At 56.4% G+C, this 13,186-nt stretch carries 8 protein-coding genes; 2 read left to right on the top strand and 6 right to left on the bottom strand.

Annotation, left to right across the window (positions count from 1 at the left end; all coding sequences use genetic code 11):
• Window positions 1-71: 71 nt before the first annotated feature.
• The 4 genes from mtgA to M2406_RS13910 form a co-directional block, all read right to left on the bottom strand.
• Window positions 72-803, bottom strand: a complete 732-nt coding sequence (gene mtgA / locus M2406_RS13925) for a monofunctional biosynthetic peptidoglycan transglycosylase (protein ID WP_012147036.1) — start codon at window positions 801-803, stop codon at window positions 72-74.
• Window positions 800-1,453 (bottom strand): isoprenoid biosynthesis glyoxalase ElbB, encoded by a 654-nt coding sequence (gene elbB / locus M2406_RS13920; RefSeq protein WP_017894133.1) that lies wholly within the window; start codon window positions 1,451-1,453, stop codon window positions 800-802. The genes mtgA and elbB overlap by 4 nt, the downstream gene beginning before the upstream one ends.
• Window positions 1,454-1,690: 237 nt before the next feature.
• Complete coding sequence (arcB, locus tag M2406_RS13915) at window positions 1,691-4,030, bottom strand: aerobic respiration two-component sensor histidine kinase ArcB (RefSeq protein WP_012147038.1); 2,340 nt, start codon at window positions 4,028-4,030, stop codon at window positions 1,691-1,693.
• Between the two features lie 92 nt (window positions 4,031-4,122).
• A complete protein-coding gene (locus M2406_RS13910; RefSeq protein WP_259190354.1) occupies window positions 4,123-5,061 on the bottom strand; it encodes a TIGR01212 family radical SAM protein in 939 nt (312 codons plus the stop codon).
• A 693-nt stretch (window positions 5,062-5,754) separates the two neighbouring features.
• Here M2406_RS13910 and gltB point away from each other — a divergent pair.
• Entirely contained in the window at window positions 5,755-10,215 is a 4,461-nt protein-coding gene (gltB, locus tag M2406_RS13905) for a glutamate synthase large subunit (RefSeq protein ID WP_259190353.1), read from the top strand.
• A gap of 10 nt (window positions 10,216-10,225) precedes the next feature.
• A complete protein-coding gene (locus M2406_RS13900; protein ID WP_115183668.1) occupies window positions 10,226-11,644 on the top strand; it encodes a glutamate synthase small subunit in 1,419 nt (472 codons plus the stop codon).
• A gap of 120 nt (window positions 11,645-11,764) precedes the next feature.
• Here M2406_RS13900 and sspB read toward each other — a convergent pair whose 3' ends face one another.
• Together sspB and sspA are read right to left on the bottom strand one after the other, a co-directional pair.
• Entirely contained in the window at window positions 11,765-12,262 is a 498-nt protein-coding gene (sspB, locus tag M2406_RS13895) for a ClpXP protease specificity-enhancing factor (protein WP_012147042.1), read from the bottom strand.
• A gap of 5 nt (window positions 12,263-12,267) precedes the next feature.
• Window positions 12,268-12,909, bottom strand: coding sequence for a stringent starvation protein SspA (gene sspA / locus M2406_RS13890; RefSeq protein WP_012147043.1), 642 nt, complete (start codon window positions 12,907-12,909; stop codon window positions 12,268-12,270).
• Window positions 12,910-13,186 lie beyond the last annotated feature (277 nt).

Below are 13,186 nucleotides of genomic sequence, written 5' to 3'. Positions count from 1 at the left end.
GGGGAAAGTGGCTTCAGCATTGTCTGATGCCCTCACCCCGGCCCTCTCCCACCGGAGAGGGGAAAGCTCACTCAATCCAGATTATTTTCTTTCAGAAACCCTTCACCACCCAACTGACGCATCTGGCGCATGATCCACTGCTGCCGCTGTACCACGTAGCCCGAAGGCGCATTGGCTTTGAAGCGATGCGGGTTGGGCAAGACTGCCGCCAGCAATGCCGCCTCTGAGGCCGTCAGACGTTTGGCCGGTTTATTGAAAAAGCGCTGTGACGCTTCCTCCACGCCGAAGACGCCGTCGCCGAACTCCACGATATTCAGATAAACCGTCAGGATCCGTCGCTTGGTCCACACCAGCTCAATGCCCGATGTCAGCCCGGCCTCCAGCCCTTTACGCAGCCAGCTACGCCCATCCCACAGGAACAGGTTCTTCGCCGTTTGCTGGGACAGCGTGGATGCACCACGGATGCGCGTGGGCCGCCGTTCGTTGTGGCTAAACGCCTTTTCGATCGCCGCCACGTCAAACCCCCAGTGCTCCGGGAATTTCTGATCTTCCGCCGCCATCACCGCCAACGCCATCTGCGGGGAAATATCGTCCATCGACACCCAGTCGGAATGCGCCACATAGCTAAAATCGCCACTCAACCAGGCACCGATCTGCCGTTCAACCATCACCGCAGAAAAAGGCACTGGCAGGAAAGCAAAGGCAAGGATCCCCAGTAGCCATGCGCCAACCAGCACAATTAATCCACGTTTCAGCCAAAACCAGGGCCGGGAAAAAATCGATTTGCCCGCAGATTTTCTCATTCAGTCAAATCCAGCACCCGTGAAACCAGCTTATCAATTCCGCTGGCCGCCTCAGCGATCGATTTCGCCAGCATATAGGCCGGCGTAGTCACCACTTTGTTCTCGATATCCACTACGATGTCGTCAACCGGACAAATCACCGGCTCGCCGCCCATGGCATCAATCACTTCACCCAGGTCGGGATCGTTGCCAATGGTCAGCCGCACTTGTTGATCCAGCAACTTCGGCAGCAAGGCAGGCGCAATACACATAAAACCAATTGGTTTATTTGCCTTATGCATTTGCTGCGTTAACTTAGCCAAATCCTTATCAATCCAGCATTCCGCCCCTTCGCTGGCAAAACTGCTGAGGTTCTTTGCCGCACCAAAGCCGCCGGGGACGATCAGGGCGTCGAGTTGGCTGGCGTCAGCCTGCGAAAGCGGCTGAACCTTACCTCTGGCAATGCGCGCAGACTCCACTAAAACATTGCGATTTTCCGGCACTACATCGCCAGATAAATGATTGATAACATGAAGTTGAGGTTTATCCGGGGCAAAACACACCGCCTGCGCCCCCGCCCGGTCCAACGCCAGCAGCGTCAGGACGGCTTCATGGATCTCCGAACCGTCATAAACCCCACAGCCACTCAGCACTACGCCAACGTTTTTCATCACCCTTCCTCCTGTCGCTACTGTCAACTGGTTAGTGCTCTGAGTTGACAAACACTAATCTACATCACACATTTTAATGAATCTTCTAACAAGAGCGCTTACATTTGCTATGTTGTTGGCTGTATGATGTTTAGGAATTCTCTACAACCTGCTCGACCAGAACATTAAAACCAATACGCAGGTTCACAATTTCCCTGGTGTTGGCGCAATATTCGCGCACCCCGGCCTAGGTCGGGGTCATTTTTTTTCAGCTTCCGCTACCCACTCACGCAGTACCTGCACATCGTTGCGCCATTCCAGCTTCAACTCATCAACCCAATCTTGCACGTTATCCCACCATGCCGGCAGCGTCGGAGTTTGAATTTGCTGCGCAATCTGTTGCAAATGACGCAGGCCAACCGAGCCGGCGGCACCTTTGATTTTATGCCCCTCTTCCGTGATGCCTTTCTGATCGCGCGCCGTCATGTTGGAATCCAGCACTGCCAGATAACCTGGCATCATCTGCTCAAACATCTCCAGGCTCTGATGAATCAACTGCGGCCCCACCAGGTCCATATACTGTTCCAGCATGGTGGTATCCAGTAAAGACTCATTAATCTTCATCGTCTTTTGCTCCGTTTTCTTCGTGGTGTGAGAGGGTTGATGATCCCAGTAATGTTTAATCACTTTGGTCAGCGCCGGTACCGACAGCGGCTTGCTCAGCACATCGTCCATTCCCGCGTCGAGGTACTCTTTTTTGTCTTTCAGTACGTTGGCAGTCAGCGCAACCAGCGGTGGCAATGCCTGCCCGGCATAGCGTTCACGCAGTATCCGGGCGATATCCAGCCCGGTCATATCCGGCAACTGGATGTCCAACAGCACCAGATCGAACTCGTCCGGATCAAACATGGCCAGCGCATCCTGGCCGTTCATCGCCACTTCAACGCTGTTACCCAGTTTTTCCAGTACCGAACGCGCCACAATCACATTCAGCTCAATATCTTCCACCAGCAGGATATGCAGCGCCGGCAATGGCAGTTCCTCTTCAACTGCGGTTTCACTTTCCACTTCCTGCACCGCCGGTGCCTTGATGGATAAGGTGAAGCAAGAACCCTGCCCCTGTACGCTGCTGACGGTGATATCGCCGCCCATGCTCTGCGCCAGCCGCTTGGAAACCGCCAGCCCAATGCCGGTACCGGTTGCCGGACGGCCGCCGTGCTGATCCTTCACCTGATAATACATGGCGAAGATCTTGTCCTGTTCATCCTGCGGAATGCCCATGCCGGAGTCTTCCACTTCAAACACCAGCCGATCCTGCTCTTCACGCCGCACCCGCACCACGATTTGCCCCTGCGGGGTAAACTTCACCGCGTTGCCGATCAGGTTCCACAGGATCTGCCGCAGGCGGGTGCCATCGGCGATGATTTGTTGCGGCAGCGGTTGCTGCGGCTCCATCACAAACTGCAGTCCTTTCGGCTGCACCAGCAGGCCGGAGAGGTTTTCCAAATCGGCCAGGAAGCCGGTAAAGTCCACCGGTTGATTGTCGAGCTGCACTTTACGGCGCTCGAGTTTGTCCATCTCGATAATGTCATTGAAGATATTACCCAGCGTGATGGCGCTGACATGGATGGTTTTGAGGTATTTCAGCTGTTCGTCGTTTAATTCGGTATCGAGCAGAATGCGACTCAGGCCGACGATGCCGTTAAGCGGCGTACGAAGCTCGTGGCTGATCGTTGAGATGAAGGTAGTCTTGTCCCTGCTGGCATTCTCCAGCGCGTCCTGATAGCGCTTACGCTCGGTTATATCGCGGCCAAAGCCCATAAGGCCGTGGCGTTTGCCCACGCGGTCGTAAAACGGCACCTTGCGCAGCTCAAAACAGGCCTTGCGACCATCCGGGTAAACCAGCCACTGTTCGTAGGTCAGTGAGACGTTGTGACGGAACACTTTCTCGTCGGTTTCGATTACCTTCTCGGCAATTTCCTCACCGTAGACGTCAAAAGGCGTCAGACCGATCAGCTGCTTTTCGCTTTTGCCGGTCAGCAGTTCCATCGCCCGGTTACAACCAGAGAACTCTTTGTCTTCGTTGCGGTAATAGACCAGATCCGGTGAAGCATCGAGGAAGGAGCGCAACAGCGCCGACTGCTGGCCCAGTTCGATCTGCGCCAGTTCACGCTGCTCCATCTCTCCCGTCAGTTTGTCCATCACCTGCTGACGTTCCTCTTCCGCCTTGATACGGTCGGCAATTTCCTGATTCAGTTGGCTGATGTTGTCCTTAAGCTGTTGGTTCAGCTCCAGGTCGCGGTGGCGCATCTCTTCGAGCTTATCCACCAGCCGCGTCAGGCGCTGGCGCGACTCCTCAAGCTGTTCGACCACCACCGACAGAAAATAGACCGCCCATGGCGTAATCAGCAGGCCGAAGAAGATGGAACGCACCACGTCTATGCTTTCTACTTCCCCGCGCAGCAGCATGGTGACCGCCATCTGTACCACCATCGCCAGCACCACCAGCGCCGATGCCAGCAGCAGCGAAAAGCGCACCAGCCCCAGTTTTACCATTAAATCAACGTAGTACTGGGCTAACACCCGGATTTGCTTCATAGCCGCTCCCATCAGACAGAATCTTGTAAATCATACCGTAAAACCCCGGTGAGATAAGAAAGCAAACGCCGAAGTGTGGGAAAGATTGCAAATCAAAACAGTGCGCAAGGGCGATATTGCTGCTTTTCTTCCAATGCGCTGCCCTGACCGCCATGGCGTTGCAGATACCCCCCCACCGCCTGCATGCCGTTCCAACGGTTTTCGCACCATAATGGTGCCAACAGCGTCGGCCGGCGGGCACTGGCGGAGATGCGGTGATACACCACCTCTTTCGGCGTATGGCGGATCATCTCACCGGCGCTGCAGGCATACTCCTCGAGCGCCAGCTCAGGCAAGCGCCCAGCCTGCCAGGCCCGCGCCAGGGTGCTGCCGGTCACGATATGCAGCGGGTGCAGCTTGATGCCGTCCACCCCGCTGTCCACCACCTGTTGCAGGGTCGCCAGATGGTCGGCGGCCGTTTCCCCTGGCAGCCCAACAATCAGATGGCTGCAGACCTTCAACCCGCGTTCACGCGCCAGCCGGGCGGTGTGCTGATAACAGGAGAAATCATGGCCGCGATTGATGCGTTTCAGAGTTTTATCGTGCGCGGTCTGTAGCCCCAACTCCAGCCACACCTCATAGCCCTGTTCAAGGTAACCCGCCAGCAGATCCAGTGCGGCGGGCGGTACACAGTCCGGGCGCGTGCCGACGCAGATACCGACCATATCCGCCTGCGCCAGCGCCTGCCGATACATCTGTGCCAGCAGGTTCACTTCGGCATAAGTACTGGTATAAGCCTGGAAATAGGCCAGATAACGCTTGGCACGGTTGACCCTGACCGCCTGCAGCGCCAGCTGCTCGGCGATACTTTGTTGCTGCATCTGTTCATCGGCGAAAGAGGCCACATTGCAAAAGGTACAGCCACCGCGCCCAAGCGTGCCATCGCGGTTCGGGCAACTGAAACCGCCATGCAGCGTGAGTTTATGGATCTTTTCACCATAGCGGCGCTGAAGATCGGCGCCAAACATATTGACTAATTGCGGCAACTGCATAATCTTGGGAGTCTCTGTGCTCAAAGCCCGTGATGCTAATAAGAAACGGCTTTTCCCGCGATGACAGAGATCAACGCTTTCCCCGCAAGGCTTCACCAGGCATAACTATTCATTATAAATGCAAATAAAATCACTCTGGCCGAGATGAATTTTTCTTATTCTCACGCAACCGTTCACGTCAATATGACAAAGCGATGAAAAATAGTTATAAACAACGAAAAAGAATAACTTATTAGAATAAAATTCCGACATTCCCACCCGCACTAGCATGGTGCAGAGATTCAGGCGTTGCACTATAGTGAGACAGCTCACATTTCTCCGGGGGTTACTGCTCTCCTGCACAAGCTCAAAAACGGATATAACATATTAAATATCAACTAATTGAGCGCAAAAAATCCCATAAGAAACCCCCTTAGGCCTATAGTTGACCTGCGTATTCTTTCTCGCTAAGTTGGAAGTCCGCTGGAAGCTTTCTGGACGGGCAAACGTCTCGTCATATTTATGCAGTAATTTAAGACTCCCTCTTAAAACAAGTCATTTACCACTTGTGAGAACCGTCACGAGAGGCCATTAACGGAGGGCGGAAAAGCAGATCGGCGCTATTAACCTTGCTGATTGGACTTCTGCCTGAAATTAAGAAGCCGCTCGCAGTGGGTTGTGAGAGTCACGCAGAGCCTGGGGAGGTTCACTGATATGTTGTACGATAAATCCCAAGAGCGGGACAACTGTGGTTTCGGCCTGATCGCCCACATAGAAGGCGAACCTAGCCATAAGGTGGTGCGTACCGCTATTCACGCACTTGCCCGTATGCAGCACCGTGGCGCAATCCTTGCTGACGGCAAGACTGGCGACGGTTGCGGCCTGTTATTGCAAAAGCCCGATCGCTTCTTCCGCATGGTCGCAGAAGAGCGCAGCTGGCGTTTAGCCAAGAACTACGCCGTTGGCATGATGTTCCTCAGCCAGAACGAAGAGGAAGCCCGTGCCAGCCGCCGCATTGTCGAAGAAGAGCTGCAGAATGAAACGCTGTCGGTAGTCGGCTGGCGTGAAGTGCCGACCAACCCGGACGTATTGGGTGAGATCGCCCTCTCTTCTCTGCCACGCATTGAACAAATCTTCGTGAACGCCCCGGCCGGTTGGCGTCCGCGTGATATGGAACGCCGCCTGTTTATCGCGCGTCGCCGTATCGAGAAGCGCGTCCAGGACGACAGCTTCTACGTCTGCAGCTTCTCGAATCTGGTGACGATCTATAAAGGCCTGTGCATGCCTGCGGATCTGCCGCGTTTCTATCTTGATTTGGCGGACTTGCGTCTGGAATCGGCCATCTGCCTGTTCCACCAGCGTTTTTCCACCAACACCGTGCCGCGCTGGCCGCTGGCGCAGCCGTTCCGCTATCTGGCGCACAACGGCGAGATCAACACCATCACCGGCAACCGTCAGTGGGCGCGTGCCCGTACTTATAAATTCCAGACGCCGCTGATCCCGGACTTGCAGACTGCTGCCCCCTTCGTTAACGAAACCGGCTCCGACTCCAGCTCGCTGGATAACATGCTGGAACTGCTGCTGGCGGGCGGGATGGATCTGATCCGTGCCATGCGCCTGCTGGTGCCGCCGGCATGGCAGAACAACCCGGATATGGATACCGATCTGCGCGCCTTCTTCGACTTCAACTCGATGCACATGGAGCCGTGGGACGGCCCTGCCGGCATCGTGATGTCCGATGGCCGCTACGCTGCCTGTAACCTGGACCGTAACGGCCTGCGTCCGGCGCGCTACGTCATCACCAAAGACAAGCTGATCACCTGCGCCTCGGAAGTCGGTATCTGGGATTACCAACCCGATGAAGTGGTAGAGAAAGGCCGCGTGGGCCCTGGCGAGCTGATGGTGATCGACACCCGCAGCGGCAGGATCCTGCACTCCGCCGAGACCGACGACGATCTGAAAAGCCGCCATCCGTATAAAGAGTGGATGGAAAAGAACGTCAAACGTCTGGTGCCATTCGAAGATCTACCGGCCGATCAGGTTGGCAGCCGTGAGCTTGACGACTCGCAGCTTGAGACTTACCAGAAACAGTTTGGTTACAGCAGCGAAGAACTGGATCAGGTGATCCGCGTGCTGGGTGAGATTGGCCAGGAAGCCACGGGTTCAATGGGTGACGATACCCCGTTCGCAGTGCTCTCCAGCCGTCCGCGCATTATTTATGACTATTTCCGTCAGCAGTTCGCCCAGGTGACCAACCCACCGATCGACCCGCTGCGTGAAGCGCATGTGATGTCGCTGGCGACCAGCATCGGCCGCGAAATGAACGTGTTCTGCGAGGCCGAAGGCCAGGCACACCGTTTAAGCTTCAAATCACCGATCCTGCTGTACTCCGACTTCAAACAGCTCACCACGCTGGAAGGCGAATATTATCGCGCCGATACGCTTGATCTGACCTTTGATCCGGCGGAGCAGGATCTGGAGCAGACCATTCGCGCCCTGTGCGACGAAGCGGAACGCAAAGTCCGCGACGGCGCTGTGCTGCTGGTATTGTCGGACCGCGCGATCTCCACCAGCCGTCTGCCGGTGCCTGCACCGATGGCCGTAGGGGCGATCCAGACCCGTCTGGTTGAAAAGAGCCTGCGTTGCGACGCCAACATCATTGTTGAAACCGCCAGCGCCCGCGATCCACACCATTTCGCCGTGTTGCTGGGTTTCGGTGCAACGGCGGTCTACCCGTACCTGGCCTACGAAACCCTGGCCAAACTGGTAGATACCCAGGCGATCGACAAGAAATACCGTGAAGTGATGCTGAACTACCGTAATGGCATCAACAAAGGCCTGTACAAGATCATGTCCAAAATGGGCATTTCGACCATTGCCTCTTACCGCTGCGCCAAACTGTTCGAGGCCGTCGGTCTGCATCGCGATCTGTCCGATCTATGCTTCCAGGGCGTGGTCAGCCGTATCGGCGGTGCCAGCTTCAGTGACATCCAACAGGATCTGCAAAACCTGTCCAAGCGCGCCTGGCTGAAACGCAAACCGCTGGAACAAGGCGGCCTGCTGAAGTTCGTCCACGACGGCGAGTACCATGCGTACAACCCTGACGTGGTGAGCACGCTGCAAACCGCGGTCCACAGCGGCAAATACAGCGACTATCAGACTTACGCCAAGCTGGTGAATGAACGCCCGGTGGCGATGCTGCGCGACCTGTTGGCCATCACGCCGAAAAGCACGCCAATTCCGGTCGATCAGGTTGAACCGGCAGAGTCGCTGTTCAAACGCTTCGATACAGCGGCCATGTCTATCGGCGCCCTGAGCCCGGAAGCGCATGAGTCGCTGGCAATCGCCATGAACAGCCTCGGCGGCTTCTCCAACTCCGGCGAGGGCGGCGAAGATCCGGCACGTTACGGCACCAACAAGGTGTCACGCATCAAGCAGGTGGCATCCGGCCGTTTCGGCGTGACTCCGGCCTACCTGGTAAATGCCGATGTGATCCAAATTAAAGTGGCGCAAGGGGCCAAGCCGGGTGAAGGCGGCCAGTTGCCGGGCGACAAGGTGACCCCTTATATCGCCAAGCTGCGTTACTCGGTACCGGGCGTGACCCTGATATCGCCACCGCCGCACCACGACATCTACTCGATCGAAGATCTGGCGCAGTTGATTTTCGACCTGAAACAGGTCAACCCGAAGGCGATGATTTCGGTAAAACTGGTGTCAGAACCGGGCGTGGGTACCATTGCCACCGGCGTGGCGAAAGCCTATGCCGACCTGATCACCATTGCCGGCTACGACGGCGGTACCGGTGCCAGCCCGCTGTCTTCGGTAAAATACGCCGGCTGTCCGTGGGAACTGGGTCTGGTGGAAACACAGCAGGCGCTGGTGGCTAATGGCCTGCGCCATAAAATCCGCTTGCAGGTAGACGGTGGCCTGAAAACCGGCGTGGATATCGTCAAAGCGGCGATCCTCGGTGCGGAAAGCTTTGGCTTCGGCACCGGCCCTATGGTGGCGCTGGGCTGTAAATATCTGCGTATCTGTCACCTGAATAACTGCGCAACCGGCGTAGCAACTCAGGATGAAAAACTGCGCCGCGATCACTACCACGGCCTGCCGGAACGTGTGGTTAATTACTTCCAGTTTATCGCCCGTGAAACCCGCGAGATTATGGCGCAACTGGGCGTCAGCCAACTGGTAGATCTGATTGGCCGCACCGAGTTCCTGACCGAGTTGGATGGCATTTCTGCCAAGCAGAACAAGCTGGATCTGTCACCGTTGCTGCAAACCGCCACGCCGCATCCGGGCAAGGCGCTGTACTGCACCGAAAGCAGCAACCCGCCGTTCGACCAGGGGTTGATGAACAAAGATCTGCTGGCGCAGGCGCAACCGCATATCGAAGCCAGACAAAGCAAGGCTTTCTACTTCGATATCCGCAATACCGACCGTTCGGTGGGCGCTACCCTGTCCGGGGCTATCGCAACCGTGCACGGCGATCAGGGCATGGCTGCCGACCCGATCAAGGCGTACTTCTCCGGTACCGCCGGCCAGAGCTTCGGCGTCTGGAATGCGGGTGGGGTTGAACTGACCCTGACCGGCGACGCCAACGACTACGTTGGTAAAGGCATGGCCGGTGGCCGTATCGCGGTACGTCCGCCGATTGGTTCTGCGTTCCGCAGCCACGAAGCCAGCATCATCGGCAATACCTGTTTGTATGGTGCGACCGGCGGCAAGTTGTTCGCCGCTGGCCGGGCAGGCGAACGCTTTGCCGTGCGTAACTCCGGTGCCATCACCGTCGTCGAAGGTATCGGTGACAACGGTTGTGAATACATGACCGGCGGTATTGTCTGCGTAATGGGCAAAACCGGCATCAACTTTGGTGCGGGCATGACCGGCGGCTTCGCCTACGTGCTGGATGAAGACGGCGAGTTCCGCAAACGTGTGAATCCAGAGTTGGTGGAAGTGTTGGATGTCGAACAACTGGCTATCCATGAAGAGCACCTGCGCGGCTTGATTACCGAGCACGTCCAGGCGACCGGTTCTTCGCGTGCGGAAGAGATCCTGGCCAACTGGCCGGAATGGGCACCGAAGTTCGCTCTGGTCAAGCCGAAGTCCAGTGATGTCAAAGCATTGTTGGGTCACCGTAGTCGAACCGCTGCCGAGCTGCGGGTTCAGGCGCAGTAAGAGGTCATTAATGAGTCAGAATGTTTATCAATTTATCGACCTGCAGCGCGTTGATCCGCCAAAGAAACCGCTCAAGATCCGTAAAATTGAGTTTGTAGAGATTTACGAGCCGTTTTCGGAAAGTCAGGCGAAGGCGCAGGCGGACCGTTGTCTGTCCTGCGGTAACCCTTATTGCGAATGGAAATGCCCGGTTCACAACTACATCCCGAACTGGCTGAAGCTGGCGAATGAAGGCCGCATCATGGAGGCAGCGGATCTGGCGCACCAGACCAACAGCCTGCCGGAAGTGTGCGGTCGCGTCTGCCCGCAGGATCGTCTGTGTGAAGGTTCCTGTACCCTGAACGACGAGTTCGGTGCGGTGACCATCGGCAACATCGAACGCTATATCAGCGATAAAGCGATTGAGATGGGCTGGAAACCAGACATGTCTCACGTGCTGCCTACCGGTAAACGCGTGGCGGTGATCGGGGCTGGCCCGGCTGGCCTGGCCTGTGCCGATGTGCTGACCCGTAACGGCGTGAAAGCGGTGGTTTACGATCGTCACCCGGAGATCGGCGGCCTGCTGACCTTCGGGATCCCGGCCTTCAAGCTGGAAAAAGAAGTGATGGTGAAGCGCCGTGGCATCTTCAGCGAGATGGGCATTGAGTTCCAACTCAATACCGAAGTGGGCAAAGACATCACCATGGAGACGCTGCTGAGTGATTATGACGCGGTGTTCCTCGGCGTCGGTACCTATCAGTCAATGCGCGGTGGCCTGGAGAACGAGGATGCGCCGGGGGTCTATGACGCCCTGCCGTTCCTGATCGCCAACACCAAGCAGTTGATGGGCTATCAGGCCGAGCAGCACGAGCCTTATGTCAGCATGGAAGGCAAGCGTGTGGTGGTGCTGGGCGGTGGTGACACCGCGATGGACTGCGTGCGTACCTCTATTCGCCAGGGGGCAACCGATGTTATCTGCGCCTACCGTCGTGATGAAGCCAACATGCCAGGCTCCAAACGCGAAGTGAAAAACGCGCGTGAGGAAGGGGTTGATTTCAAATTCAACCTGCAGCCACTGAGCATCGAACTCAACAGCGCCGGTCGCGTGGCCGGAGTGAAAATGGTTCGTACCCAGTTGGGCGCACCGGATGCCAATGGCCGTCAGGTTGCTGAGCAGGTGCCAGGTTCCGAGCACATCATTGATGCCGACGCGGTGGTTATGGCCTTTGGTTTCCGTCCGCACCAGATGGACTGGCTGGCCGCGCACGACGTTGAGCTCGACAAACAGGGCCGCATTGTGGCACCGGAAAGCACCGATAATGCCTTCCAGACCAGCAACCCGAAAATCTTCGCCGGTGGCGATGCGGTGCGCGGGTCGGATCTGGTGGTAACGGCGATTGCCGAAGGTCGTAAAGCTGCCGATGGCATCATGAGCTACCTGGAAGTGTAATCTTCCACCGGCTTTTCCCCAAAGGGCCCGCAGGTGATCTGCCGGGCCCTTTGTTTTTTCCCGGGGCGCAGGCCATAAAAAAGGTCGCCGAAGCGACCTTTACTGTTCACCGCTGCGGGATTATTTCACCACGCGCAGTGCCGGGCGGCCACCACGTGGTGGCGGTGGCGGCTCGTCGTCTGAATCGTTACCTTCATCCAGATCGGGGCGATCGCCATCAATCACCGACATCAGGCTTTCCGAAGGGATCGTCTCATTGTCCAAACCTTCAAACGTGCCTTCCGCTTCATAAGCGGCTTCCGGTTCGAACATGGTGCCTGCACCGTTCTCACGGGCATAAATCGCCAGCACCGCTGCCATTGGCACCGAGACTTCACGCGGTACACCACCGAAACGTGCGTTGAAATGCACTTCGTCGTTGCCTAACTCCAGGTTGCCCACAGCACGCGGCGCGATGTTCAGAACGATCTGACCATCACGGGCGAATTCCATAGGCACCAGAACGTCAGGACGCGTCACATCCACCACCAGGTGCGGTGTCAACTGATTGTCCAACAGCCAGTCATAGAAAGCTCGCAGCAGATACGGACGGCGCGGAGTCATCTGAGACATATCCATAACGCTTAGCCCCGAGTCTGCAGGCGCATTTCGCGCTCGGCTTCGGTCAGGGAGGCCAGGAAGGCGTCACGCTCGAACACGCGAGTCATGTAGCCTTTCAGCTCTTTGGAACCGGCACCGCTCAGTTCAATGCCCAACTGCGGCAAACGCCACAGCAGCGGCGCCAGGTAGCAATCCACCAGGCTGAACTCTTCGCTCATGAAGTACGGGGTCTGACCAAAGATAGGGGCAATCGCCAGCAGTTCTTCGCGCAGTTGACGGCGAGCTGATTCAGCTTCCTGGCCGTTGCTCTGCTCGATTTTGTACATCAGCGAATACCAGTTTTTCTCGATACGCAGCATCATCAGGCGGCTCTCACCACGAGCAACCGGGTAGACCGGCATCAATGGTGGGTGCGGGAAACGCTCATCGAGGTATTCCATGATGATACGGGATTCATACAGGGTCAGTTCGCGATCGACCAGGGTAGGCACCGTCTGGTACGGGTTGAGGTCAATCAGATCCTGCGGCAGGTTATCCAACTCAACCTGCTCAATCTCAACGCTGACACCTTTCTCCGCCAGTACGATACGTACTTGATGGCTAAAAATGTCGGTCGGGCCAGAGAACAGCGTCATTACCGAACGTTTGTTGGCAGCGACAGCCATGAAAACCTCCAAGTTATCTAGAAAATACTGCGAATAGCCAACTGACAGGCTGCTATCCTGAATGATCTTGACCGCAGGCCAGCAACTTGCAGCGAAACCTTAGGTCATAAAAACGGCCTCGGAGGTAGACTGATAACTGCTGCATGGCGAACAGGCGCAAAAGTGGATGATAGTTTACCAGATTTTGCTTGTTTTGTGGGGGCTGTGCGGTGATTTCGTATTGAATTGTCTGATATACCAAAGATTTTAGTAGCGACAAGTTGATTTTCAGGCATAA

The organism is Serratia sp. BIGb0163 (assembly GCF_024809935.1).
In the GTDB taxonomy this organism is placed as follows: domain Bacteria; phylum Pseudomonadota; class Gammaproteobacteria; order Enterobacterales; family Enterobacteriaceae; genus Serratia; species Serratia quinivorans.
Note: the sequence above shows the minus strand (reverse complement) of the source record. Positions and strands in the feature narration are given on the sequence as shown.